We start from the raw sequence: 23,957 nt of genomic DNA, 5'->3' as shown, positions 1-23,957 counted from the left end.
GGCCGTTTTCTTTTCCAAGATCGTTTTGATTCATCGCGATCATCGCATGGAGCACAACAACGCCTCCCCCTCATCCTGAGGAGGTTCCTGAGCTTGCGAAGGAGCCGTCTCGAAGGATCAGGGCAGGCACCTTTCGTTCTCCCTCGTCCTTCGATCCTTCGACAAGCTCAGGATGAGGGAAAAGGGTGACGGATGCCGCGGCGCGTTCAATCTGAAGCCGTCGCGCTGTTAATAAAGCTTGCCACCGTTCGGCACGGGCTTGTCTATTGCCGCGAGAACCACTTCGCCGTCTTCATCCGGCATGCCGAGTGTCAGCACTTCCGACATGAAGGGGCCGATCTGGCGTGGCGGGAAATTCACCACGGCCATGATCTGTTTGCCGATGAGTTGCTCCGGCGTGTAGTGCTTGGTGATCTGGGCCGAGGACTTCTTGACACCGATCTTTTCGCCGAAATCGATCTTCAGCTTGAAGGCTGGCTTGCGCGCTTCGGGAAATGGCACGGCTTCCACGATGGTTCCGCTGCGGATATCGACCTTTTCGAAATCTGCCCAGGTGATGGTGGCTGCTTCGCTCATTCTTTCACTCCCCGGCCCTCATTCCCGGCCTCGCAGAAAACCCGGCGCGAGCGCCGGGCCAAAATTCAGATAATATCCGCGCTCACGCGCGACCGACGGTCTCGAACACCACGCATTCCAGCGCCTCGCGCGCCGTAACACCCGACCAGACCACAAACTGGAAGGCCTGGAAATAGGCTTCGCAAGCTTCCAGCGCTGCCGACAGCAGCACTTCCACCTGACGGCTCGTCGGTTCCGCACCGCCTGCCAGCAGCAGCGACTGGCGATACATGATCGCGCCTTCCTGCTGCCAGAGATCGAAATGCCCCATCAGAAGCTTTTCATTGATGAGCGACAGCAGGCGCATCACTTCGTTCACACGTGGCTCGGCCACCTTGATGTCGAATGCGCAGGCCAGATGCAGTGCCTCGAAATCCTCCATCCAGGAAAACGAGATGTGATAGTCAGTCCAGTTGCCCGCAACCGAGATTGCGATTTCGTCGTCGCCAGTCCGCTCGAACGTCCAGTCGTTTGAATGCGCGACCTGTTCGATCACATCCACCGGATGTGCCTCACGTGCGAATTCAAGCTCAAGAAGGCTCATGTCCGTTTCCTGTTCTGGGAACCATCTGCCCCCAGATGCTTCCTAATTCCCGGCGCGCAAGTCATTGCTCGCCCGTGCCAGCCACCGCGCAAGAACAAGCGCAGGAAAACAGACACGAATTGATCGGTTGAGGAACCGGCATGCACAACGGCATGCAAGCGCCTCAATGGCACACGCACATACGCAACTGATACTGGAAAGCAGCCTGAAAGACGCGAAACCTGACACTAAGCCCCTCGCCGCCGCCTACATGACCGCGTTACGAATCATGTAGTGTTTTCAGTCTATTGATGCTGAATCTGAACGCTAGCCCCTTTTGAACAAAGAGCCGTGAAAGCATGTGGAAATATATGAGGGACCGACCGCGACCCTTGCCTTAACCGACTCTAAGACAAGGGTTTTTGCCACTTGCGGCCTGTTAATAAATATTCAGGGATTATTTTTGGATTTCGCCGAAGATGAAGCTGATTTCGCCGATTTGGCATCAGAATCAACTTCGAATTTGGCAAGACGTGCTTCGAGAGCTTCGATTCTTGCCAGCAACGCGCTGTTTTCCGCCCGCGCCTTGATCGCCATTTCGCGAACGGCTTCGAAGTCTTCGCGCTGCACCACGTCGAGCGTGTTCAGCACGCGTTCTCCTTGCGAACGCAACGCCGTTTCCACTTCACGGCGCACGCCCTGCGCAGCGCCCGCCGCATCCGTCACAAGCTTGGCAAGTTCATCGAGAACCCGGTTCTGTCCGCTGGTCATGGCAATCATTCCTTATTTCCAGGTAAGACCTGTTGAAAACATAGATTTGAAATAGGGCCGTCTCAGTTCCGATGCAAGCGCAGCTATAGAAAGTGATCGGGTTCCGCGCATCTGAAGCAATAATCATGGACGTCGCGAAAATAGCCGCCCGCAGGAACCGCAGGCGAATGTACTTAAGGTTACCTTAAGGGTACACGAGCACCGGAAGCGCCGAAAATGCGATTTGCAGCAGACGGGAACAGCTTGACCATAACGGGCCGGTCCAGCATGTTCCGTCACAAAACGGAGTGATTTCATGATTGAGACGTTGCTGCCCGCATCGGCGCTCGCCTTCCCAAATATCGATCCGGTGATTTTCCAGATCGGGCCGCTGGCAGTGCACTGGTACGGCCTTGGCTATGTCGTGGGCATCATGTTTGCCTGGTGGTATGGCAAAAAGCTTCTGCGCAGTCATCGCCTCTGGGCACACAACCAGCCGCCAATGGCACCGGAAGCTCTCGATGATTTCGTGATCTGGGCAGCGCTCGGCGTGGTGCTCGGCGGACGCATCGGCTACGTGCTCTTCTATAATTTCTCCTATTATATCTCCAACCCGCTTGCCATTCCGGCTGTCTGGGATGGCGGCATGTCGTTTCATGGCGGCATTCTCGGCACTACGCTCGCCATGATCCTTTTTGCCCGCTCGCGCGGCATCAAGGTCTGGAGCATGTTCGACACGATTGCCGCCGGTGTTCCGGTCGGACTTGGCGTGGTGCGTGTTGCGAATTTCATCAACTCGGAACTGTGGGGCCGTGTCAGCGATGTGCCATGGGCAGTTTATTTCCCCAATGGCGGCCCGCTGCCGCGCCATCCGAGCCAGCTTTACGAAGCTTTTCTTGAGGGCCTTGTGCTCTTCTTCGTGCTGTTCCTGCTGGTCTGGGTCGGGCGCAAACTGAAGAAGCCGGGCTTCATCGCTGGTGCTTTCGTCACAGGCTATGGTCTCAGCCGCATCGTCGTCGAATTCTTCCGCGAGCCGGATGCCCAGCTCGGCTATCTCTTCGGCGGGTGGCTTACCATGGGCATGGTTCTTTCGGTGCCAATGGTGCTGATCGGGCTTTGGGCCATGTGGCGCGCCAACCGTGCAGCGGCGAAAGATGCCTGAAGCAACGCTGAAAGACCGGCTGAAACGGTTGATCGCCAGCACCGGACCGATCAGCGTTGCCGATTATATGGCAGCCTGCCTCGGTGATCGCGAAGCGGGCTATTATACGACCCGCGAACCTTTTGGGCGTGACGGCGATTTCATCACCGCGCCGGAAGTGAGCCAGATGTTCGGCGAACTGATCGGTATCTGGTGCGTCAGCGAATGGGATGCGCTCGGACGCCCGGACAATATCGTGCTGTGCGAAATCGGCCCCGGTCGCGGCACACTGATGAGCGACATGCTGCGCACCATCGGCAGGCTTGCCCCGCAAATGCTGGGCCAGATGCGTGTTGCCATGGTCGAAACCAGCCCGCGCCTTGTCGAAAGGCAAAAGGAAAAGCTGTCCGATGCCGGGGCGAAGATCGACTGGTTCGAACGCTTCGCCGATATTTCCACCGAAACTGCCAACAGGCCACTGATCCTCGTCACCAATGAGCTGTTCGATGCGATTCCGTTCCGGCAGTTCGTTAAGGCCGGTGGCCGCTTTGTCGAACGGATGATCGCGCTCAATGAAAAGGATGAGTTCCATTTCGTCAGCGGACTGGGCGGCATTGATCCGGCACTTTTACCTGCAAGCCATGCGGAAGCACCCGAAGGCGCTATCTTTGAAGCGGCTCCGGCGCGCACGGCCTTGATACAGGAAATTGCTAGTCGTATCGCGACCACACGCGGCGCGGCGCTCAATATCGACTACGGCCATCTGAAAGCCGGTTTCGGCGATACGCTGCAAGCCATGCTTAAACATGCTTACGACGATGTGTTCGGCCATCCGGGCGAAGCCGATCTGACCAGCCATGTCGATTTCGATAGTCTGGAGAAGACCGCACGGGCCAGCGGCTGCAAAACCGGAACGATGACGCAAGGCGAGTTTCTACTCGCAATGGGCCTTCTCGATCGCGCCGGAAAACTCGGTTCGGGCAAGGATTCTGCGTTTCAAGAGAAAATCCGGCAGGACGTCGAAAGACTGGCCGCACCCGATCAAATGGGAACCTTGTTCAAGGTTCTCGCATTGAGTGACCGGCAGACGCGCCTCTATCCTTTCGAGGCCACGTAATGCCCTGGCCTTCAAAAAGCAGCGATTGACAAGCCAACAGACCTCCCCCACCATCCCGCCGTTTACGAAAGTCAGCAAGATGACAGATATGCCGCAACCGCTCCGCTCGCCTCTCCTTGAAAAGCCCGTCGGACAGAACGGGAAGCGGATTGCGCATGGCTTTTTCACCCGCAAGGGCGGCGTTTCCGATGGCATCTATATGGGCTTGAATGTTGGAAGCGGTTCAAACGATGTGCCGGAAAAGGTTGCCGAGAATCGCCGTCGTGTAGCGGAAAGCCTTGGCGTTGCACCCGATCATCTCATGACCGTGCATCAGGTTCATTCGCCCGATGTCCTCCATGTCACCGAACCGTTCGGCGCCCCGCGTCCGAAGGCTGATGCCATGGTGACAAATGTTCCCGGCATCGCCATTGGCGCCCTGTCTGCCGACTGCGGGCCAGTGCTTTTTGCCGATCATGAAGCGGGAGTCATCGGCTCCGCCCATGCCGGATGGCGCGGCGCTTTCGGCGGTGTGCTCGAGAACACCGTTGAAGCCATGATCGGCCTCGGTGCAAAGCGCGAGAATATCGTTGCCGTTCTCGGCCCGACCATCGGACCCAAAAACTACGAAGTCGGACCGGAATTCTACGCGGAATTTATCGGCAGGGACTCTGCCTACACCGCCTATTTCCAGCCTTCCGATAAGCCGGAACACAAGCTTTTCGATCTGTGGGCATTCATCACCGACCGGCTGACAAAGGCTGGCGTGCGGGCAGAATCCCTTCGCCAGTGCACCTATGCCGATGAGGAACAGTTCTATTCCTACCGGCGCACCACTCATCGCAACGAACCCGACTACGGGCGCCAGATTGCAGCGATAGCCATCATCAAAGAATAGGGAGAACCGCATGGCCCTTCACTTCGAGCCGGAAGAATTCGCCGCACGTCGCGACCGTCTGATCTTGAAGATGGAGGAGGAAAAGCTGGATGCACTTCTGCTGTTCGCGCAGGAGAGCATGTACTGGCTGACCGGCTATGACACGTTCGGCTTCTGCTTTTTCCAGTGTCTCGTCGTGAAGGCCGACGGTTCGATGGTCCTGATGACGCGTTCCGCCGATCTGCGGCAGGCGCGCCACACGTCGAATATCGAGAACATCGTCGTCTGGACAGACCGCGACAATGCCAATCCGGCTTCCGACCTGCGCAATATCCTGACGGAACTCGACCTTCTCGGCACCCGGATCGGGATCGAATACCAGACGCACGGCCTCACCGGTGCCAATGCCCGCAAGCTCGATGAACAGTTGCAGAGCTTTGCCAAGCTTTACGACGCATCCGGCATGGTGGATCGCCTGCGCCTGCTGAAAAGCCCTGCCGAAATCGCCTATGCCAAGCGCGCTGCCGAACTCAGCGACGATGCGCTCGACGCCGCGATAAAGCTGACCAAAGGCGGGGCGAACGAGGCCGATATTCTGGCTGCGATGATGAGCGCCAATTTCGCTGGTGACGGCGACTACCCCGCAAATGAATACATCATCGGCTCGGGCGACGATGCCCTGCTCTGCCGCTACAAATCCGGCCGGCGCAAGCTGAACAAGAACGACCAGCTTACGCTCGAATGGTCGGGCGTATTTCGGCATTACCACGCGCCAATGATGCGCACGCTGATCGTCGGGAAGCCGACCACACATCATCTGGAGCTCTATGCAGCCGCACGTGAGGCACTGGAAGCCGTGGAAGCGGCAATGACGCCCGCCTCGACATTCGGCGACGTGTTCGACGCCCATGCCCGGACCATGGAAGCGCACGGCCTCACCCGCCACCGCCTCAATGCCTGCGGCTATTCGGTGGGTGCGCGCTTCACGCCATCGTGGATGGACCCGCAGATGTTTTATGCTGGAAACCCGGAAAGCATCCAGCCGGATATGACACTTTTCGCGCATATGATCATCACGGATTCCGATACGCAGACTGCGATGACGCTGGGGCAGACTTATCTCACAACAAATGGCGCGGCTCAGCCATTATCCCGCCATTCTCTTGATATGATTGTCAAATGAGGCGCAATCGGCGATAAAACTGCCACAAGTGCATCCCGAAAAGTGCGAAGCAGTTTTCGGGTGAGATGCACGTCGGGAGAGATCGATAGACTATTTCATACTGAAAATGCCCTATCGCAGAGAAACTGCGCCTTCAGGAGCATGAAGCCGAACATGAACAAGGCACGTCTTTCAACGATGTTGTTGCTGGCCGGGGTGCTTACAAGCTTGCTTGCCGCCTGCAACAGCACCGAATCCGCTCTGAACGTACAGGGTAGCAATCAAAGTTCCGGTCAAACTGCTGCACCGGCGACGACACCGGGCACCCCGGCGACAGGGACAGCACCTGTCCAGCCCACGGGAACAACCCCGGCTGCGACCGGAACAGCGCCCGCAACGACCGCACCAGCGGCACCGCAGCGCAGTGCGGCGCTCAAGCCGGGCAAGTTGCATATCGCTCCGATTGTCGGCGCGCCTGTGAATGTGGTGACTCCCCTCACTCATCGTATGAATGATGACGCCAAGGCGAAGGGCATCGAGCTTGCAGGCAACAACGACCCAAGTGCGGCTTATGTCATGAAGGGTTATTTCTCCGTTCTTTCGGAAGATAACCAGACCACTGTGCTCTACGTCTGGGACGTGCTGGACGCTTCCGGCAACCGTCTTCACCGGATACAGGGGCAGGAGAAAGTTCCAGGTGCGGCCGCAGACTCATGGAGCGTCGTTCCGGCTTCCGCAATGCAGGCAATCGCCGACCGCACCATGCAGGAATATTCGACCTGGCTTGCGGCAAATCGCGCATAGAAAGTTGCTTTGGCAGCAAAAGACTGAAATCTTTTGCTGAATCATGTTTGCCTACTGTGGGAAAGCCGGAAAACCGGGCTTTTAACAGCAATTGTGTTCCCAAGGGCCTTGCAATGACGGTGACTCTTTGCAATAGGCCCCACATCCGAAAGAAAACCTTGCAAGCTGCAGTACTTGATCCCGTCAGAAAGTACGCAGCTTAAAGTTTTTAAGAGATTACGTCCGTTACGGCGGACTGTTGCGACAGAACCAAACTGCAAACCGCGACCGCATCGGCGTCAGAGGCAAAAGAATGAAACTTTTCGCAGGCAACTCCAACCGGGTTCTTGCCGAATCCGTTGCTCAATATCTCAACATTCCACTCGGTAAGGCCAGCGTCCGTCGCTTCGCCGATCAGGAAATCTTCGTAGAGATTCAGGAAAACGTCCGCGGCGAAGACGTATTCGTTCTGCAATCGACTTCCTACCCGGCAAATGATCACCTGATGGAACTGCTCATCATGATCGACGCCTTCCGCCGCTCCTCCGCACGTCGCATCACCGCCGTCCTGCCCTATTTCGGCTATGCCCGTCAGGACCGCAAGCCCGGTCCGCGCACGCCGATCTCGGCAAAGCTTGTTTCCAACCTCATCACCGAAGCCGGTGCGAACCGCGTTCTGACGCTCGACCTTCATGCCGGTCAGATTCAGGGCTTCTTCGACATCCCGACCGACAATCTCTATGCGGTTCCGGTTATCGCGCGTGACGTGAAGGCCAATTACGCAACTGGCAACTGCATGGTCGTTTCGCCTGACGTCGGTGGCGTGGTGCGTGCCCGTTCGCTGGCCAAGCGTATCGATGCACAGCTCGCCATCGTCGACAAGCGCCGCGAACGTCCAGGTGAATCGGAAGTCATGAACGTCATCGGCGACGTCGTCGGCAAAGATTGTCTGCTGTTCGACGATATCGTCGATTCCGGCGGCACGCTCTGCAATGCAGCCGAAGCCCTGCTGGCCAAGGGCGCGAACAGCGTCACCGCCTACATTACGCATGGCGTTCTGTCCGGTGGCGCGGTTGCCCGTATCGCCGCGTCGAAGCTGAAGGAACTGGTCATCACCGATTCCATCCAGCCGACCACCGCGATCAACGATGCGCCGAATATCCGCGTGCTCTCTATCTCCGATCTGATCGGCGAAGCCATTGCGCGTACAGCAGCGGAAGAGTCTGTTTCGAGCCTGTTCGACTAATCAAAACATCAGGCGAATAGCAATTCCGAAACATGCCGCCAGCAACAGCACGAGCGGCATGTTCATTTTGAAGACGACAAGCAATAATGCCGCCGCGCCTGCGATCAGGACGGCGGCATTGTCTATTGTGCTCCAGACCGGCAGCGGCAATGTGAAGGGACCGACAGCCTTCTCGACCACCTGCGAAAACAGGACATGCAGCGAGAACCATAGCGCCAGATTGGCAATCACGCCGACAACCGCAGCCGTGATCCCGCCCAGCATCGCCGACAGCCAGCGCACCTGACGCAGCCGCTCCACGAATGGCGCGCCCGCCAATATCCATAGAAAACACGGTACGAAGGTAAACCAGAGCGCAATCAACCCGCCGAAGAAGCCACCCAGAAGCGGTGGCAGGCCCGATAGGTTCGCAGCTCCCACGAAGCCTACAAAGACCAGCACGAGGATCAACGGCCCCGGCGTGGTCTCGGCCAGACCAAGCCCGGTCAGCATCTCACCCGGCTTCATCCAGCCGAAATGCTCGACCGCCTGCTGCGCTGTATAGGAAAGGGCGGCATAAGCGCCACCAAATGTCACCGCGGCGAGCTTCGAGAAAAATGCGGCTTCCTGCACAAAGACATGCGTACCGCCAAAAATGATGAAAAGCCCGACAAGAGGCAAAAGCCATAGCCCGCCCCAGATCAACGTCTGCTGCGTGAATTCGCGCAGGGCACCGGGTGTCGCCTCTCCCAGAATTGTTGCTGCGCCATTTCCCTGAACTATATGTCGCAACCCACCCGCGAGAGCCGCCAGCAGAACAACGAGCGGAAACGGCAGCTTCAGAAAGGCGATCGCAATGAATGCCGCAATCGCCACTGTGTAGGAGAAGCTGGAGGCCAATGTCCGTTTGGCCATGCGGTAGAGCGCTTCGAAAACCACGGCCAAAACCGCAGCCTTGAGGCCGAACAACAGCCCCGCCACGACCTCGACATGCCCGAAAGCGATATAAAGTGCCGACAATGCAAGCATGACAACTGCGCCGGGCAGCACGAATAACAGCCCTGCCAGCAGGCCGCCGCGCCAGCCTTTCACCGCCCAGCCCGAATAGGTCGCAAGCTGCATGGCTTCCGGTCCCGGCAGCAACATGCAGAAATTGAGTGCATGGATCAGCCGTTCCTGATCCATCCATTTTTTCTCATCCACGAGGATGCGCTGCAGCATGGCGATCTGCGCGGCTGGTCCGCCGAAGGACAGAAGGCCCACTTTACCGAAAGTCGTGAAAAGTTCTTTGAAATCCGGCTGCTTTACTGGCTCTGTCACGCTGTCGCCCTGAATGATCCGTTTCGCAAGCTGTCGGCGAGGATCATTACAGGTTCATGACAGTTTTCACAGGCAACAACTTATTCTATTCAGCCGCAGCGCCTTCTTCCGCCAGCTCGTCCGGCGCATTCGGGTCGCCCGGAGCGGTCTCACAGGCAAGATCGGGGAAATTGACGATGCGCATTCCCTTGAAATCATTGCGAACAACCAGAAGCCCGCGCTCCTCGAAATAGGTCAGCAAACGCCGCGCGCGGCTGAACGAATGCGTGCCGTAAGCCCGCGCCAAAGCCGCATCGGAGGGGCAAGGCGCACCGGTGACGGCTGCCTGCGCCACGATCAGGAACACGCCCTGCACATCGTCGGTGAGGCTTTCTGACAGCGACAGCGCCTGCTGCCATGTTTCGCCACTGGCCACATCGCTTTCAATGCTGGCCTGCGCCACCGCCAGCCTGCGGCGGAAGGCAGGCAGAGCCAGCGGCTCGCCCGGAACGCGGTGAATGCGGCAGCGCACAAGAAAGTCCTGATAGAGAACGGCAACTGAGCGGAACGAAGCTTCCGGATCGTCCACGATCTCGCGCATGACCTTTTCAAGAAGCTCATCGCGCTCGGCTTCCACGATGCCGGGGAACAACGGCTCTTGTGCCGGTTCGGCCTCGGGCTTCGGCTTTGCCACCTGCGCCAGAATTTCCGCCGTCGATGGCGGCGGTGGAGGTGGCGGCGTCCTGCGCACAACAGTGCGGATTTCTTGCGGTGCGGGCGTGAAGATAAGGTCGAGCGCATCTTCCGGTGCATCCGGCAGCGGCATCAGTTTCGGCGATGACGAACGTGCCGATGTCTCCACCTTGCCAATCTTGATCGGCAAGGGACGGCGCGACAATGCAGGGCCAAGCGCCACGAAATGCCCGCGCTGCAAATCCCGGAACATTTCAGCTTGGCGGCGCTCCATGCCCAGAAGATCGGCAGCGCGTGCCATGTCGATATCGAGAAATGTGCGCCCCATCAGGAAGTTGGAGGCTTCGGCAGCCACGTTTTTAGCAAGCTTTGCCAGTCGCTGCGTGGCAATGACACCCGCAAGGCCGCGCTTTCGTCCGCGACACATGAGATTTGTCATCGCGCCCAGCGACAGCTTGCGCGCTTCGTCCGACACTTCGCCTGCGGCGGCAGGCGCAAAAAGCTGCGCCTCATCCACCACCACGAGCATCGGATACCAATAGTCGCGCTCGGCATCGAAAAGACCGCCGAGGAAAGCCGCAGCCGAGCGCATCTGCTGCTCGACGTCCAGCCCTTCCAGATTGAGCACTACCGAAACACGGTGCTGGCGGATACGTCCGGCAATGCGGGTCAGTTCAGCTTCGGTACGAGCGGCATCGACAACGACATGGCCGTAAAGATCGGCCAGTGTGACGAAATCGCCTTCAGGATCAACGATGCACTGCTGCACCCATTGCGCGCTCTGTTCCAGAAGACGACGCAGAAGGTGCGACTTGCCGGAGCCGGAATTGCCCTGCACCAGCAGACGCGTGGCGAGCAGCTCCTCAAGATCAAGCATGGCCTGCTTGCCACCGCCAAGCGCCGCTGCCGAGGCAGAACCGCTTCCGGCAACAGAACCCATGTCGATACCGACCTGCATCTCGCCTCCTTTTAGCGCATCCCGAAAAGTGCGAAGTGGTTTTCGGACAAGATGCGCGTTAAAACAAATTGATGGAGCGGTTCCGACGATTCAGCTTTGCCCGGAACCGCTCTATTTAAACATTGCAGGAACAGACGACTCGTACGGTCAAGCCGCCAGTCGATCAGGCATTCGCTTAACACTTTTGCGGCTGCCATTGCCACCCGTTAAGACAAATGCCCACAGATGCCGGGCAGTAGATTTCAACCAGAAGTTTTGATAGCAATTGGATCAGGGGGCAAAAGCAGCAAGCGTCCAGCCAGCGGGCGCGTCGGGGAGGATGAGCCACCTGGACCGTGGCAAAGGCTTTGCCCTCTATTCGGAGGTGAACTCTATGTGGTTTATACCTATTAGATTCACGCTTAGAATAAAGAAAACCCGCACCAGCTGGCGAGCCACAGTGCGGGTTCAATTCTTTATCTAAGAACATGGTAGCTGGAGTTCGCGCTTCAGCTACCGATCCGAATATAGGCTATCGGGATCATTTTTTCAACTATAGCCTGTCAGCCTCCGCGCGAGGGCAAATCCAAAAAACTTGCGCCGCCGCACGCTATGGTCTATAGCCACCGCCATCCGCGTAGACACCCTTGGAGGCAACGCGGAATGGAGCGGTCCGGTCTTTCACCTTGTGACAGACGATACGGGCTGTTTCATGTCGTTTGCACGGCTCATCAAGCGGTACTAGCGACACTCCAGTAACATCGAAAGGAAATGCCATGAGCGAGACTTACGTGCTCAAGGCCGATCTGCGTACCCGGGTTGGTAAGGGGTCCTCCCGCGAACTGCGTCGCAACGGCCAGATTCCTGCAGTCATCTATGGCGACAAGCAGGAACCCCTCGCAATCGCCGTCCCCTACAAGGAAATCTTCTACAAGATTCATGGCGGTGGTTTTAAGACCACGGTTGCCACGATCGAAGTAGACGGCAAGAAGATTCAGGTCCTCCCGAAGGACTACCAGTTGGATCCGGTTCGTGACTTCCCGCAGCATGTCGACTTCCTGCGCGTTTCCGCCAAGTCGGTTGTGCACGTGAACGTTCCTGTTCACTTCAAGAACGAAGAAGCTGCACCGGGCATCAAGCGCGGCGGCGTTCTCAACATCGTTCGTCACGACGTTGAACTGATTGTTCCGGCTAATGCAATTCCGGAAGCGCTCGAATTCGACCTGACCGGCCTCGAAATCGGCGACTCGGTCCACATTTCGGCAATCAAGCTGCCGAAGGGCGCGACCGCTGCCATTCAGGACCGCGACTTCACCATCGCCACGATTGCTGCTCCTGCCGGCCTGAAGTCGGAAGAAAATGCTTCGGAAGGCGCTGCAGAAGAAGAAGCCAAGGACGGCGAATAATCGCTTTTCGTATTTTGGGGACTCTGAACCATGCTGCTCATCGCAGGTCTTGGCAATCCGGGCCCCAAATATGCGCATAACCGGCACAATATCGGTTTCATGGCGGCGGATGAAATATTCCGCCGCCATCGCTTTTCCAAATGGCAGAAGAAATTTCAGGCCGAGATCGCCGACGGTGTGATCGACGGCGAAAAGGTGCTGCTGATCAAGCCGCAGACTTTCATGAATCTCTCGGGTCAGTCCATCGGCGAAGCCATGCGCTTCTACAAGCTGACATCCGCCGATCTCGTCGTGATCTATGACGAACTCGACCTTATTCCGGGCAAGCTGCGTATCAAGACCGGTGGCGGCTCTGGCGGCCATAACGGCATTAAATCCATCGACGCGCATGTACAGTCTTTCCCCGGCGGCCAAAATTATCGCCGCATGCGGCTTGGCATCGGCCATCCCGGCGCGAAGGAACTCGTGCATAATTATGTCCTCGGCGACTTCGCCAAGGCTGACAATGAATGGCTGGATACGCTTCTGGGTGCTATCGCCGACAATGTGGGCCTGCTTGCCACCAAAGGCGAAGACAACAGCTTCATGAACCGCATTGCGCTCGCCATGGGCGACGGCAATCAGCGGCCAAGCGGCTTCAAGGCCAATCCCGCGCAAGCGGAAAAGGCCCCCCCTGAAGCAAAGGCCAAGGCGCAGAGCCATATCCGGCAGGCGCGGCAGAACCAGAGGAAGCCGGGCATTCCCGAAAGCGGCCCGATGGCTGAAATGCTGAAAAAGCTGCTGGGGAAGAAGGATTAATCCCCGGCGACGGCTGCGCCTCTTGACGCTTCACACCTCAATGTCGCATAGCGACGGTAATTCTATTCTAGTCTGACAGGTACGATCATGGGTTTCAAATGCGGCATCGTCGGTCTGCCAAATGTTGGCAAGTCGACCCTTTTCAACGCGCTGACCAAAACGGCCGCTGCACAGGCCGCAAACTATCCGTTCTGCACCATCGAGCCGAACACCGGTGAAGTGGCTGTTCCCGATCCACGCCAGAACGGCATTGCGAAAATCGCGGGTTCGAAGGAAATCATCCCGACCCGCATCAACTTCGTTGATATTGCCGGCCTCGTGCGTGGCGCTTCGAAGGGCGAAGGTCTCGGCAACCAGTTCCTCGCCAATATCCGCGAAGTCGATGCCATCGTGCATGTGTTGCGCTGCTTCGAAGATGATGACATCACCCATGTCGAAGGCCGCATTGATCCTGTGTCAGACGCCGAGACGGTCGAAACGGAACTGATGCTGTCGGACCTCGAAAGCATCGAGCGCCGCATCGTGCAGATCCGCAAGCGCGCTACGGCCAAGGACAAGGAAGCCCTCACCATTCTGCCGGTGATGGAAACCGCACTGGAACTGCTCCAGAACGGCCAGCCGGTTCGCCTCATGCTGAAGGACATCGCAGCAGAAGACCTGCTGACGCTTAAAGGTCTGAACCTGCTGACCTCCAAGCCTGTGCTCTATGTCTGCAACGTCGCCGAAGGCGATGCCGCCAAGGGCAACGCGTACAGCGCCGCCATCGAAAAGATGGCAGATGAGCAGGGTGCCCAGACGGTCATCATTTCGGCTGCAATCGAAGCGGAAGTTGCCCAGCTTCCCGACGAGGAAGCCAGGGAATATCTGGAAAGCATGGACCTGGAAGAGCCGGGCCTCGACCGCCTCATCCGCGCCGGTTACAAGCTTCTCGACCTCATCACCTATTTTACCGCTGGACCGAAGGAAACCCGTGCATGGACCATCCGGCGCGGCACCAAGGCTCCCGGTGCTGCCGGTGTCATTCATACAGATTTCGAACGCGGCTTCATTCGCGCCCAGACCATCGCCTATGAAGACTACGTCAAATACAATGGCGAAGTCGGCGCCAAGGAAGCCGGCAAGGCCAGGGACGAAGGTAAGGAATACATCGTCCATGACGGCGATGTGATGCTGTTCCGCTTCAATACCTGATACGATCAGGCCGCCAAAAACCGGCGGCCTTTTCTTTATTCTGCATAAAGCGCATCCCGAAAGGTGCGAAGCGGTTTTCGGAATAGGATGCGCGATCCAAGACAAACAGATAGAGCGGAAGCGCTGCCGAATGTGAACGCAATCCGCTCCAGTGGGAGGAGATCGAGGGTGACCAAGCCTCTGCCAAAATATGCCTACGAGGATATGGAACCGGGAATGACCCTTCCCTTCGGCCCTCGTGCGATCAACAAGGAAGAAATCATCGAATTTGCCAGCGCGTTCGACCCGCAGCCGTTCCATCTCGATGAAGAAGCGGGCAAGGCGAGCGTTCTCGGCGGGCTGGCAGCATCGGGGTGGCAGACCACTTCCCTCATCATGCGCATGGTCTGCGATGCCTATCTCACCAATTCCACGTCGCAAGGCGGCCCCGGCGTCGAATTCACACGCTGGAAACGCCCCGTGCTTGCCGGTGATACGCTGAACGGCGTGACGACCATCAAGGACAAGCGCATTTCCAAATCGCGTCCGGCCATCGGGCTGGTAACGTTCCACCATGAGCTGTTCAATCAGCGCGGCGAAAGCGTGTGCGAAATGCAGCATCCATGCATGATGGGACGCCGCGACTACGATGAGAAAGCGGGAGATGCGTCATGAGTTTCCTGGAAGAAAATCTCGGACAGAACCTCGTCATCGGCAGCTATACGTTTACTGCCGATGAAATCATCGATTTCGCCAGAAAATATGATCCGCAACCGTTCCATCTGGATGCGGAAGCGGCAAAGAAGAGCGTCTTCGGCGGGCTTTGCGCTTCCGGCTGGCATACCACGGCGGTGTTCATGAAGCTCAATGTCGCGTCCATCCTCGCGGCGACGAAAGAAGCGCTGAAACGCGGCGAGACGCCCCCGACATTCGGCCCCTCGCCCGGCTTTGAAAACCTGAAATGGTCGAAGCCCGTTTATGCCGGAGATACCATTACCTACAAGCGTGTGGTCCATGCCATCCGACCGCTTGCGTCCCGTCCCGGCTGGTCGATGCTGACCATGACGACAAGCGCTTATAACCAGAACGGTGAAGAAGTGCTGTTATTCGACAACGCGGCGATGGTGAAGCTGCCGCCCAAGACCGGCGCCTGAAATAAGAAAAGCCCGGAGTATAGTCCGGGCTTTCTCGTATTCTCAATCGCCTTCGAAGGCAACGAGCGTGCGAACCGGCACGCCGAGAGCTTCGAGCTTCTTGCGTCCGCCGAGGTCCGGCAGATCAATGATGAAGCAGGCTGCGACGATGTCTGCCCCCATCTGAAGCAGAAGTTTCGCCGCCGCTTCCGCCGTTCCACCCGTTGCGATCAGATCATCGACCAGAATGATCCGCTCACCCTTTTCGATCGCGTCGCGGTGCATTTCCATTTCGTCGATGCCATATTCAAGGCTGTAGGCAATCCGCACGGTATCGCGCGGCAGCTTGCCCTTCTTGCGGATCGGCACGAAACCGGCTGAAAGCTGATGCGCGATGGCACCTCCGAGAATGAAGCCACGCGCTTCGATGCCGGCTACCTTGTCGACCTTGTTGCCTGCATAAGGATAGACCAGTTCATCGACCGAACGGCGAAATGCCTGTGCATCGCCCATAAGCGTCGTCACGTCACGGAACTGGACGCCGGGCTTCGGATAATCCGGAATAGTGCGGATCGCATCCTTCAAGCTGGCTTTAAATCCGGATTCCATTTTCCATCCTTTCAGGCGGCCGTTGGGCCGGTCAAATTAATCAAGGCAAAGTTGGGGCCAAGCTCCTTTACACCCTCAAACGAGCAAATTGCAAAAGAAACCGCCCATTTGCGCCAAGAACATTGCGGCGACGCACCGTCATTTTTATGGCTTAATTGCGGCAATGGTATCCCGGCGAACCGAACAATCACTTTCCATGCATCCATACCACAAAAAAATGGGCGCCCGCGGCGCCCATTTTTTTAACTCGGATTGACCGGTTAGTGCTTCACGTTCGACCAGATCGAACGCTTGGCAACATAAACCAGACCGGCAAAAAGAATCAGGAATATGATGACCCGGAAACCGGTCCGCTTGCGATCTTCCAGATGCGGCTCTGCAGCCCACATCAGGAAAGCCGAAACGTCGCGCGCATATTGATCCACCGTTTGCGGCGCGCCGTCGTCATAGGTGACCTGGTCGTCGCTCAGCGGCTTCGCCATCGCCAGAGCCTTTGCCGAAATGAAGTACGGATTGTAATGCGTACCTTCGGCAATCTGCATGCCCGCTGGCGGCTGTTCGTCAAAGCCGGTCAGCAGAGAATGGATATAATCTGGACCGCCTTCAGCATATTGCGTGAATATGTCGAAGATGAACTGCGGGAACCCGCGTTCCACCGCACGCGCCTTGGCGATCAGCGAAAAGTCGGGCGGAGCCGCACCGTTGTTTGCCGCCGCAGCCGCAGCCGTGTTCGGATATGGTGCCGGGAAGTGGTCGGTCGGAAGCGCCTTGCGGGTGAACATCTCACCATCCGCATTCGGGCCATCCTCCACTTCATATTCAGCGGCAAGCGCCTTGACCTGCTCCGGCGAGTAGCCGAGGCCTTCCAGCGTGCGGAAAGCCACCAGGTTCATCGAATGACAAGCCGAGCAGACTTCCTTGTAGACCTTCAGGCCACGCTGAAGCTGTCCCTTGTCATAGGTTCCGAACGGACCGGCGAAGCTCCACTTTTCCTGCTTGGGATGGTGGATCGGAAAATGTTCCGGCTCCGCGGCATTACCGCCTTCCTCAGCCGAGGCACCACCCATCGTACCCAGGGCGATACCAAGCGCAACCAGCGGAGCAATACCGAAGGCAGCGAAACTCTTGAGGATGTTTTTCATTGTTACGTCCTTCATCTCTCTCGCTGGTTCAGCCCCGAGTTTCAACAGGGATTTCCACTGGGGTAATCTCGGCCTTGCCGCTTTTCTCCAGAACCGCCTCGGTGATCGAGTTCGGCAAACGCCTCGGCGTTTCGATCAGGCCAATGACCGGCATGATGACGATGAAGAAGGCAAAGTAGTAGAGCGTACCGAGCTGCGCCATGAAGACGTAGGAACCTTCCGCCGGACGCGAACCCAGCCATCCGAGGAAGATGGCATTGATCACGAACAGCCAGAAGAACAGCTTGAACCACGGACGATAGACAGCCGAACGAACCTTCGACGTATCGAGCCACGGCACGACGAAAAGGATCGCGATCGAACCGAACATGGTCAGAACGCCGCCGAGCTTCGAGTCGATCGGGCCGATGTTGAAGGTGATGGCGCGCAGCATCGCGTAGAAAGGCAGGAAGTACCATTCCGGAACGATGTGAGCGGGCGTCTTTAGAGAATCGGCCGGGATATAGTTATCCGGATGGCCGAGGAAGTTCGGCAGATAGAAGACGAAGTAGGCGAAGAACACGAAGAAGACGAGCGCGCCGAAAGCGTCCTTGATGGTCGCATATGGCGTGAACGACAGCGTATCGGTCTTCGATTTCACTTCAATACCGGTCGGGTTGGTCTGGCCCGTCACATGCAGCGCCCAGACGTGCAGGATAACGACACCTGCAATCATGAACGGCAGCAGGTAATGCAGCGAGAAGAAGCGGTTGAGCGTCGGATTGTCGACCGCAAAGCCGCCCAGCAGAAGCTGCTGGATCGGTTCGCCGATGATCGGGAAGGCCGTGAAGAAGCCCGTGATAACGGTGGCTCCCCAGAAGGACATCTGTCCCCAGGGCAGCACGTAGCCCATAAAGGCGGTCGCCATCATGAGAAGGAAGATCACCACGCCCAGAATCCACAGGAGCTCACGCGGCGCCTTGTAGGAACCGTAATAGAGACCGCGAGCGATATGGAGATAAACGGCGATGAAGAAGAACGATGCGCCGTTGGAGTGCATATAGCGCAGCAGCCAGCCGGAGTTGACGTCGCGCATGATCTTCTCGACGGAATTGAACGCAATGCCCGTATCCGCAGCATAATGCATGGCCAGCACGACGCCGGTCAGAATCTGCGAAATGAGCATGAAGCTCAAAATGCCACCGAAGGTGTACATATAGTTCAGGTTACGCGGCGTCGGATAGGCCACGAAGGAATCATAGACGAGACGCGGCAAGGGAAGCCGTTCGTCCACCCATTTTTCGATGCCGGTCTTCGGCGTGTATGTGGAGTGTCCAGCACTCATGTCTTCTCTCCCCAAGACCTGTTAGCCGATCCTGATGACCGTATCGGAAGTGAACGCATATTGCGGGATGTGCATGTTTTCCGGTGCCGGACCACTGCGGATACGACCGGCAGTGTCATAGGTCGAACCATGGCATGGGCAGAACCAGCCACCGAAAGAACCGGACTCACCGAGCGGCACGCAACCCAGATGGGTACACACGCCGATCATCACCAGCCAGTTTTCCTTGCCTTCGCCTGCCGAGCGGGCGAGATCGGTCGCCTGCGCGTCCGACGCAAGGTTGGCATTACGCGCAATCGGATCCTTGAGATCGCCAAGAACGGTCGTCTTGCCATCCTCGACTTCCTTGGCGGTGCGGTTACGAATAAAAACCGGCTTACCACGCCATTTAACAGTTAATGATGCTCCTTCCGCAAGGGACGAAACATCAACCTCGATGGACGCAGCCGCGAGTGTCGAAGCGTCCGGACGCATCTGGTCGATAAACGGCCAGGCCAGTCCGCCAACTCCGACGACACCGGCCATTCCCGTCGCAATATACAAAAAATCACGCCGTGTCGGCTCAGCCGTGTCGTGTGCGCTCACGTGCCAATTCCTTTTCAACCTGCATGTTCAATTGAACTCTCCCCTCGTCCTCTTTTGCACTTGCGCAAAAGTAGTCCCGCAAGTGCTCACAGGACGAAATTCCCTCCATTTCACTTTCCGGTTTAGGCGTGTAAAAATCGCTTGTCCAGACACCAAGCCCTTATGACGGCACGATGTCGCAGGCGGATTTGCTTGCTCAATTCAGCGAATGCGCAACAAACTGATAATGCACCACAGATAACGCAAAGCTTTCAACTTTATCCATTCCGCCCAATGAAACCACCCGACTGGCGGGCCCAAAGTCCCGCATAGATGCCGTCACGGGCAATAAGTTCGTCATGCGTGCCCTCCTCCACGATTCGCCCCTGATCCATCACGACGAGGCGATCGAGCGCCGCAATGGTGGAAAGGCGATGGGCAATCGCAATCACGGTCTTGCCTTCCATAAGGCGCTTCAGATTCTCCTGAATGGTGGCTTCCACCTCCGAATCGAGCGCGGATGTCGCCTCATCGAGGATGAGGATGGGTGCATCCTTCAAAATGGCGCGCGCTATCGCAATGCGCTGGCGCTGGCCGCCGGAAAGCTTGACGCCGCGTTCGCCCACAAAGGCATCGAAGGAGCGTCGTCCCTGAAAATCCTCCAGATTGGCAATGAACCCGTCAGCCTCGGCCTGTCGTGCCGCCTTCAGCAATTCTTCATCGGTCGCATCGTCGCGCGCCAGCATGATGTTGTCGCGCAACGACCTATGCAACAGGGCGGTTTCCTGACTGACGACGGCAACGGCACGGCGCAACGATGTCTGGGTGACATCGCGAATGTCCTGCCCGTCTATGAGAATCGCGCCCTTCTCAACATCGTAAAGACGCAGGATGAGGTTCACGAGGGTGGATTTACCCGCACCGGAATGACCGACAAGACCGACCCGCTCGCCACCACGCACGTTCAGATTTATATTGTCGAGAACACCCGCAGCTTTGCCGTAATGAAAGGTGACGTTTTGAACCTGGATATGCGCCTCTGTTACCTGCAGGGGCTTGGCATTGGGCCTATCCTCCAGACCGAGCGGGGCAGAAACCAGCCGCATGGAATTTTCGATCAGTCCGAGCTGGCGCAGCATTCCATTGAGCTGCATCATGAGACGGCCAAGCAGCATGTTGAGGCGTAGCACCAGCCCAAGCGTGAACGACACCTGCCCGACTGTGATGGCATTGCGCGTCCAAAGATCGATGGCAATCGCCGCAACCGTCACGATCATCAGGCCGGAAAGTGCCGTGAGCGAAACGCGGACCCCGGTAAGCGAACGCATGAACGGAAGAATGGCGCCAAGATAGCGCTCGAACCCTTCGCGCAGATAGCGTTCGTCGTCATCGGCGGTATTGAGCTTGATCGTCTGGATGTTGGAATAGCTATCGACGATACGCCCGTTAATCATGGAGCCCGCCTCGGCCGTAGCCTCGGCATTCTTGCGGATGCGCGGCAGATAACGCCATGCGATGAAACCGAAAGCAATGATCCACAGGATCACGGCTGCCGCCAGCCGCCAGTCGAGCCGGCCAACCAGAAACAGCGTGGTGATGCTGTAGATCGCCATGAACCAGACGACCTGAATGAGACTTTCTATGAGGTCGCCTGCCGCTTGGCCCGCCTGCCAGACCTTGGTGGCAATCCGCCCGGCGAAATCATTCTGGAAGAAGGCATAGGACTGGCGGAGTACATAGGAATTCGCCTGCCAGCGGATCATATTGTAGAAGCCCGGCGACAAGGTCTGATCATCCAACAGCGTATTGATCGCTGTCACGACGAGACGGATCACAAGGACTGTGATTCCCATGAAAAGCAGTTCGGGGCCTGCCGCCTGCAAAAGCGCCGACCAGCTTCGCTCAACACCACCTTTTCCCGCCTGGTCGAGAATATCGACCAGCCTACCAGTGAAATAGAACAGTCCAGCCTCGACCAGCGGCAGCAATCCGCCGACCACGAGGGAAGCAGCCAGCGGCCATTTCGCCTGCCTTGCATAATGCCAGAGAAAGCCGAGCGTGGTTGAAGGCGGTCTCAGCCTGTCCGGTTCGCGAAAGGGATCGACCCAGCGTTCGAACAGGCTGTAAACCGCTTTCATCAATGGCTTCTGTCCTTATTTTACCAGCGCATCCTCGGAATTATCATCGAAACCGAGGAAGCCGCCGGACTGACGGGCCCACAGACTTGCATAAATGCCGCCAAGCGCGACAAGTTCCTCATGCGTACCGTCTTCGACGATGCGGCCCTTGTCCATCACCACGAGACGATCGAGCGCCGCGATGGTTGAAAGACGATGTGCGATGGCAATCACCGTCTTGCCTTCCATCAAAGTATTGAGGCTGTCCTGAATGGCCGCCTCAACCTCTGAATCGAGCGCCGATGTCGCCTCGTCCAGGATGAGGATCGGCGCGTCCTTCAGCATCACACGCGCAATGGCGATGCGCTGGCGCTGTCCGCCCGAAAGCTTGACGCCGCGCTCGCCGACATGGGCATCCAGTCCCTGCCGTCCCTTCGGGTCGGTCAGCAACGGAATGAACTGGTCGGCCTGTGCCAGCCGGATAGCCTGCTGCAACATTTCTTCCGTTGCGTCCGGTCGTCCGTACATGATGTTCTCGCGAACCGAACGGTGCAGAAGCGATGTATCCTGTGTCACCATGCCGATATTTGCGCGCAGTGAATCCTGCGTGACTTTGGCAATATCCTGCCCGTCGATCAGGATGCGGCCCTTCTCCAGATCGTAGAAGCGCAACAGCAGATTGACCAGCGTGGATTTGCCAGCGCCGGAACGTCCGACCAATCCCACTTTCTGGCCGGGCTGAATGGTGAGCGTGAGATTTTCGATAACCCCTTTGCCCTTGCCGTAATGGAAGCCGATCTTGTTGAAGTCGAGCTCGCCTCTGGTCACCTGCAACGCGGGTGCACGGGGGACATCCACAACTTCATGCGAGCGTGCAATCGTCGTGATCCCGTCTTCAACCGTGCCGATATTTTCGAACAGGGCGGACATTTCCCACATGATCCACTGTGACATGCCATTGAGGCGCAGCACCAGTCCGATGCCAACTGCTACGGCACCAACCGAAATTGCTTCATTCATCCAGAGCTGGATGCCGATTGCACCCACAGCAAACAGCAAAATGCAGTTCGCCATGTAAAGGGTGAAATGGAACAACGTGATGAGTCGCATCTGCCGATGCACGGTGCCGAGGAAGCCATCGAGGCTCTCGCGTACGTATGATTCCTCCCGGCTGGAATGCGAGAAAAGCTTCACAGTCGCGATGTTGGTGTAGCTGTCGACGATGCGTCCCGTCATCGACGAACGCGCATCGGCCTGCTGTTCCGAAATCACGCGCAGGCGCGGAATGAAGATACGCAGCAAGATGATGTAGACGCCGAGCCAGACAGCGAACGGGATCATCAGAACCAGATCCGCAGACGCTGCGATGAACAGCGTGCCCGCGAAATAGACAATGACATAGTTGAGCACGTCCAGAAGCTTCATCACCGTTTCACGAACGGCGAGAGCAGTCTGCATCAATTTGGTCGAGATGCGCCCGGCAAACTCGTCCTGAAAGAACGCCATCGACTGGCGGATCAGATAGCGATGCATCAGCCAGCGCACGCGCATCGGATAATTGCCGAGCAATGTCTGGTGGATGAGCAGCGAATGGATCAGCACCACGCCCGGCAGGACAATCAGAACGACACCGGCAATCAGCGCAAGCCGCCAGCCTTCATTGCTCAGGAATGTCTCGCGCGACTGGTGTGACAGCCAGTCTACGATATTGCCCATGAAGGCAAAGAGCGACACTTCGATCACGGCGATGAGCGTCGTGAAAATCGCCATGCCGATGATCCACGGCCATGCGCCGCGGGTGTAATAAAGACAAAAGGCTACCAGTCCGCGCGGGGGTTCACGCGGCGGTTCTTCGGGATAGGCTTCGAGTCGTTTTTCAAACCATCTGAACATGGTGATCCTTTTAGGTGGCCCCGCAGGAATTGCCAAGACGGAAGGGGAACAAAACAGGAATATTTTCGTGATGCCGGAATGATTTTATTCTTGCGAACACTATCCCGCCAACTGATGTGTTGACGTGAGATGCGCAACCACTTTGAACGCTTGCAGCCACCGGCTTTGTGGGCTACCCGCTTCATATGGAACTGCGCGTCGCACTTTACCAGCCCGACATTCCCGGCAATACGGGAACCATCCTGCGTATGGCCGCTTGCCTCGGCTTCGCGGTCGACCTGATCGAACCCGCCGGATTCGATATTTCCGACCGGTCCCTGAAGCGCGCCGGCATGGATTATCTGGAGCAGGCCACCCTCACCCGCCATGCAGACTGGCGTCACTTCGAAGACTGGCGCCTGCAAGCAAAGCGCCGCATCGTATTGCTGTCCACCAAGGCAGCGATCCCCTATACGGATTATCAGTTTCAGGAAAATGACATTCTGCTCTTCGGGCGTGAGTCGTCGGGCGTTCCTGACGATGTCCACGATTGTGCCGATGCCCGGCTTTTGATCCCGATGGTGCCCGGTGCCAGATCGCTAAATCTTGCGGTTTCGGTTGCAATGACAGCAGGCGAAGCTCTGCGCCAGCGGAAGGAAAACGTCGATTCCCTCCGACAGGAATGACGACTCCAGCATTGCGCTTAGCGAAAGGGCCGGTT

General features: G+C 57.4%; 23 protein-coding genes. 12 read left to right on the top strand and 11 right to left on the bottom strand.

Features of this window, described 5'->3' with window-relative positions; translation table 11 throughout:
- Window positions 1-228: 228 nt before the first annotated feature.
- The 3 genes from FIB18_RS20250 to FIB18_RS20240 all read right to left on the bottom strand — a co-directional run bounded on the left by FIB18_RS20250 (window position 229) and on the right by FIB18_RS20240 (window position 1,909).
- Window positions 229-576, bottom strand: a complete 348-nt coding sequence (locus FIB18_RS20250) for a tRNA-binding protein (RefSeq protein WP_140022427.1) — start codon at window positions 574-576, stop codon at window positions 229-231.
- An 82-nt stretch (window positions 577-658) separates the two neighbouring features.
- Complete coding sequence (locus tag FIB18_RS20245; protein ID WP_010659627.1) at window positions 659-1,159, bottom strand: type III secretion system chaperone family protein; 501 nt, start codon at window positions 1,157-1,159, stop codon at window positions 659-661.
- A 429-nt stretch (window positions 1,160-1,588) separates the two neighbouring features.
- Entirely contained in the window at window positions 1,589-1,909 is a 321-nt protein-coding gene (locus FIB18_RS20240; protein WP_071633505.1) for an accessory factor UbiK family protein, read from the bottom strand.
- A 295-nt stretch (window positions 1,910-2,204) separates the two neighbouring features.
- Between FIB18_RS20240 and lgt the strand changes: the two genes are divergently transcribed.
- The 6 genes from lgt (at window position 2,205) to FIB18_RS20210 (ending at window position 8,193) form a co-directional block, all read left to right on the top strand.
- Window positions 2,205-3,050 carry a prolipoprotein diacylglyceryl transferase gene (gene lgt / locus FIB18_RS20235; RefSeq protein WP_140022426.1) on the top strand — a complete coding sequence of 282 codons (846 nt, stop codon included), beginning with the start codon at window positions 2,205-2,207 and terminating at the stop codon, window positions 3,048-3,050.
- Window positions 3,043-4,146 (top strand): class I SAM-dependent methyltransferase, encoded by a 1,104-nt coding sequence (locus FIB18_RS20230; protein ID WP_140022425.1) that lies wholly within the window; start codon window positions 3,043-3,045, stop codon window positions 4,144-4,146. Before lgt ends, FIB18_RS20230 begins: the two co-directional genes overlap by 8 nt.
- Before the next feature lie 79 nt (window positions 4,147-4,225).
- Window positions 4,226-5,023 carry a peptidoglycan editing factor PgeF gene (gene pgeF / locus FIB18_RS20225; protein WP_140022424.1) on the top strand — a complete coding sequence of 266 codons (798 nt, stop codon included), beginning with the start codon at window positions 4,226-4,228 and terminating at the stop codon, window positions 5,021-5,023.
- 10 nt (window positions 5,024-5,033) lie between these two features.
- Window positions 5,034-6,185 (top strand): M24 family metallopeptidase, encoded by a 1,152-nt coding sequence (locus tag FIB18_RS20220; RefSeq protein ID WP_140022423.1) that lies wholly within the window; start codon window positions 5,034-5,036, stop codon window positions 6,183-6,185.
- A gap of 141 nt (window positions 6,186-6,326) precedes the next feature.
- Window positions 6,327-6,968: a hypothetical protein gene (locus tag FIB18_RS20215; protein WP_140022422.1), complete on the top strand. Its 642-nt coding sequence runs from the start codon at window positions 6,327-6,329 to the stop codon at window positions 6,966-6,968.
- Between the two features lie 292 nt (window positions 6,969-7,260).
- A complete protein-coding gene (locus FIB18_RS20210; protein WP_140022421.1) occupies window positions 7,261-8,193 on the top strand; it encodes a ribose-phosphate pyrophosphokinase in 933 nt (310 codons plus the stop codon).
- On the opposite strand, the gene chrA is transcribed toward FIB18_RS20210, so the two are convergent.
- Together chrA and FIB18_RS20200 are read right to left on the bottom strand one after the other, a co-directional pair.
- A complete protein-coding gene (gene chrA, locus FIB18_RS20205; protein ID WP_140022420.1) occupies window positions 8,194-9,492 on the bottom strand; it encodes a chromate efflux transporter in 1,299 nt (432 codons plus the stop codon).
- Window positions 9,493-9,577: 85 nt separating this feature from the next.
- On the bottom strand, window positions 9,578-11,122 hold the full coding sequence (locus tag FIB18_RS20200; RefSeq protein ID WP_140022419.1) for an ATP-binding protein: 1,545 nt from the start codon (window positions 11,120-11,122) through the stop codon (window positions 9,578-9,580).
- Between the two features lie 755 nt (window positions 11,123-11,877).
- Here FIB18_RS20200 and FIB18_RS20190 point away from each other — a divergent pair.
- From FIB18_RS20190 to FIB18_RS20170, 5 genes are all read left to right on the top strand, one after another.
- Complete coding sequence (locus FIB18_RS20190) at window positions 11,878-12,507, top strand: 50S ribosomal protein L25/general stress protein Ctc (protein WP_140022417.1); 630 nt, start codon at window positions 11,878-11,880, stop codon at window positions 12,505-12,507.
- A gap of 30 nt (window positions 12,508-12,537) precedes the next feature.
- Entirely contained in the window at window positions 12,538-13,305 is a 768-nt protein-coding gene (pth, locus tag FIB18_RS20185) for an aminoacyl-tRNA hydrolase (RefSeq protein WP_140022416.1), read from the top strand.
- An 87-nt stretch (window positions 13,306-13,392) separates the two neighbouring features.
- Window positions 13,393-14,496, top strand: coding sequence for a redox-regulated ATPase YchF (ychF, locus tag FIB18_RS20180; RefSeq protein ID WP_140022415.1), 1,104 nt, complete (start codon window positions 13,393-13,395; stop codon window positions 14,494-14,496).
- Between the two features lie 168 nt (window positions 14,497-14,664).
- Window positions 14,665-15,150 (top strand): MaoC family dehydratase, encoded by a 486-nt coding sequence (locus FIB18_RS20175; protein ID WP_140022414.1) that lies wholly within the window; start codon window positions 14,665-14,667, stop codon window positions 15,148-15,150.
- Entirely contained in the window at window positions 15,147-15,629 is a 483-nt protein-coding gene (locus tag FIB18_RS20170; protein ID WP_140022413.1) for a MaoC family dehydratase, read from the top strand. Before FIB18_RS20175 ends, FIB18_RS20170 begins: the two co-directional genes overlap by 4 nt.
- A gap of 42 nt (window positions 15,630-15,671) precedes the next feature.
- On the opposite strand, the gene FIB18_RS20165 is transcribed toward FIB18_RS20170, so the two are convergent.
- The 6 genes from FIB18_RS20165 to FIB18_RS20140 all read right to left on the bottom strand — a co-directional run bounded on the left by FIB18_RS20165 (window position 15,672) and on the right by FIB18_RS20140 (window position 23,257).
- Window positions 15,672-16,217, bottom strand: coding sequence for an adenine phosphoribosyltransferase (locus FIB18_RS20165; RefSeq protein WP_061345912.1), 546 nt, complete (start codon window positions 16,215-16,217; stop codon window positions 15,672-15,674).
- Window positions 16,218-16,477: 260 nt separating this feature from the next.
- A complete protein-coding gene (locus FIB18_RS20160) occupies window positions 16,478-17,359 on the bottom strand; it encodes a cytochrome c1 (protein WP_174977460.1) in 882 nt (293 codons plus the stop codon).
- A gap of 28 nt (window positions 17,360-17,387) precedes the next feature.
- Window positions 17,388-18,683 (bottom strand): cytochrome b, encoded by a 1,296-nt coding sequence (locus FIB18_RS20155; RefSeq protein ID WP_140022411.1) that lies wholly within the window; start codon window positions 18,681-18,683, stop codon window positions 17,388-17,390.
- A gap of 21 nt (window positions 18,684-18,704) precedes the next feature.
- The gene (gene petA / locus FIB18_RS20150) at window positions 18,705-19,268 is read right to left on the bottom strand and encodes a ubiquinol-cytochrome c reductase iron-sulfur subunit (RefSeq protein ID WP_140022410.1); all 564 of its coding nucleotides are present in this window, start codon (window positions 19,266-19,268) and stop codon (window positions 18,705-18,707) included.
- Between the two features lie 257 nt (window positions 19,269-19,525).
- Window positions 19,526-21,385, bottom strand: coding sequence for an ABC transporter ATP-binding protein (locus FIB18_RS20145; RefSeq protein ID WP_140022409.1), 1,860 nt, complete (start codon window positions 21,383-21,385; stop codon window positions 19,526-19,528).
- 15 nt (window positions 21,386-21,400) lie between these two features.
- On the bottom strand, window positions 21,401-23,257 hold the full coding sequence (locus FIB18_RS20140) for an ABC transporter ATP-binding protein (RefSeq protein WP_140022408.1): 1,857 nt from the start codon (window positions 23,255-23,257) through the stop codon (window positions 21,401-21,403).
- Between the two features lie 185 nt (window positions 23,258-23,442).
- On the opposite strand from FIB18_RS20140, the gene FIB18_RS20135 reads away from it, so the two are divergent.
- A complete protein-coding gene (locus tag FIB18_RS20135; RefSeq protein ID WP_140022407.1) occupies window positions 23,443-23,922 on the top strand; it encodes a tRNA (cytidine(34)-2'-O)-methyltransferase in 480 nt (159 codons plus the stop codon).
- The last annotated feature ends 35 nt before the right edge of the window (window positions 23,923-23,957 follow it).

Source organism: Brucella pecoris (genome assembly GCF_006376675.1).
Lineage (GTDB): Bacteria > Pseudomonadota > Alphaproteobacteria > Rhizobiales > Rhizobiaceae > Brucella > Brucella pecoris.
The sequence above is the reverse complement of the archived record's forward strand: the minus strand, read 5'-3'. Positions and strand labels throughout refer to the sequence as shown.

What these genes read in the sequence shown, in the direction of transcription:
- FIB18_RS20250 (WP_140022427.1), bottom strand. Translation starts at nt 576, where the DNA reads ATGAGCGAAGCAGCCACCATCACCTGGGCAGATTTCGAAAAGGTCGAT.
- FIB18_RS20245 (WP_010659627.1), bottom strand. Translation starts at nt 1,159, where the DNA reads ATGAGCCTTCTTGAGCTTGAATTCGCACGTGAGGCACATCCGGTGGAT.
- FIB18_RS20240 (WP_071633505.1), bottom strand. Translation starts at nt 1,909, where the DNA reads ATGACCAGCGGACAGAACCGGGTTCTCGATGAACTTGCCAAGCTTGTG.
- lgt (WP_140022426.1), top strand. Translation starts at nt 2,205, where the DNA reads ATGATTGAGACGTTGCTGCCCGCATCGGCGCTCGCCTTCCCAAATATC.
- FIB18_RS20230 (WP_140022425.1), top strand. Translation starts at nt 3,043, where the DNA reads ATGCCTGAAGCAACGCTGAAAGACCGGCTGAAACGGTTGATCGCCAGC.
- pgeF (WP_140022424.1), top strand. Translation starts at nt 4,226, where the DNA reads ATGACAGATATGCCGCAACCGCTCCGCTCGCCTCTCCTTGAAAAGCCC.
- FIB18_RS20220 (WP_140022423.1), top strand. Translation starts at nt 5,034, where the DNA reads ATGGCCCTTCACTTCGAGCCGGAAGAATTCGCCGCACGTCGCGACCGT.
- FIB18_RS20215 (WP_140022422.1), top strand. Translation starts at nt 6,327, where the DNA reads ATGAAGCCGAACATGAACAAGGCACGTCTTTCAACGATGTTGTTGCTG.
- FIB18_RS20210 (WP_140022421.1), top strand. Translation starts at nt 7,261, where the DNA reads ATGAAACTTTTCGCAGGCAACTCCAACCGGGTTCTTGCCGAATCCGTT.
- FIB18_RS20200 (WP_140022419.1), bottom strand. Translation starts at nt 11,122, where the DNA reads ATGCAGGTCGGTATCGACATGGGTTCTGTTGCCGGAAGCGGTTCTGCC.
- FIB18_RS20190 (WP_140022417.1), top strand. Translation starts at nt 11,878, where the DNA reads ATGAGCGAGACTTACGTGCTCAAGGCCGATCTGCGTACCCGGGTTGGT.
- pth (WP_140022416.1), top strand. Translation starts at nt 12,538, where the DNA reads ATGCTGCTCATCGCAGGTCTTGGCAATCCGGGCCCCAAATATGCGCAT.
- ychF (WP_140022415.1), top strand. Translation starts at nt 13,393, where the DNA reads ATGGGTTTCAAATGCGGCATCGTCGGTCTGCCAAATGTTGGCAAGTCG.
- FIB18_RS20170 (WP_140022413.1), top strand. Translation starts at nt 15,147, where the DNA reads ATGAGTTTCCTGGAAGAAAATCTCGGACAGAACCTCGTCATCGGCAGC.
- FIB18_RS20165 (WP_061345912.1), bottom strand. Translation starts at nt 16,217, where the DNA reads ATGGAATCCGGATTTAAAGCCAGCTTGAAGGATGCGATCCGCACTATT.
- FIB18_RS20160 (WP_174977460.1), bottom strand. Translation starts at nt 17,359, where the DNA reads ATGAAAAACATCCTCAAGAGTTTCGCTGCCTTCGGTATTGCTCCGCTG.
- FIB18_RS20155 (WP_140022411.1), bottom strand. Translation starts at nt 18,683, where the DNA reads ATGAGTGCTGGACACTCCACATACACGCCGAAGACCGGCATCGAAAAA.
- FIB18_RS20145 (WP_140022409.1), bottom strand. Translation starts at nt 21,385, where the DNA reads ATGAAAGCGGTTTACAGCCTGTTCGAACGCTGGGTCGATCCCTTTCGC.
- FIB18_RS20140 (WP_140022408.1), bottom strand. Translation starts at nt 23,257, where the DNA reads ATGTTCAGATGGTTTGAAAAACGACTCGAAGCCTATCCCGAAGAACCG.
- FIB18_RS20135 (WP_140022407.1), top strand. Translation starts at nt 23,443, where the DNA reads ATGGAACTGCGCGTCGCACTTTACCAGCCCGACATTCCCGGCAATACG.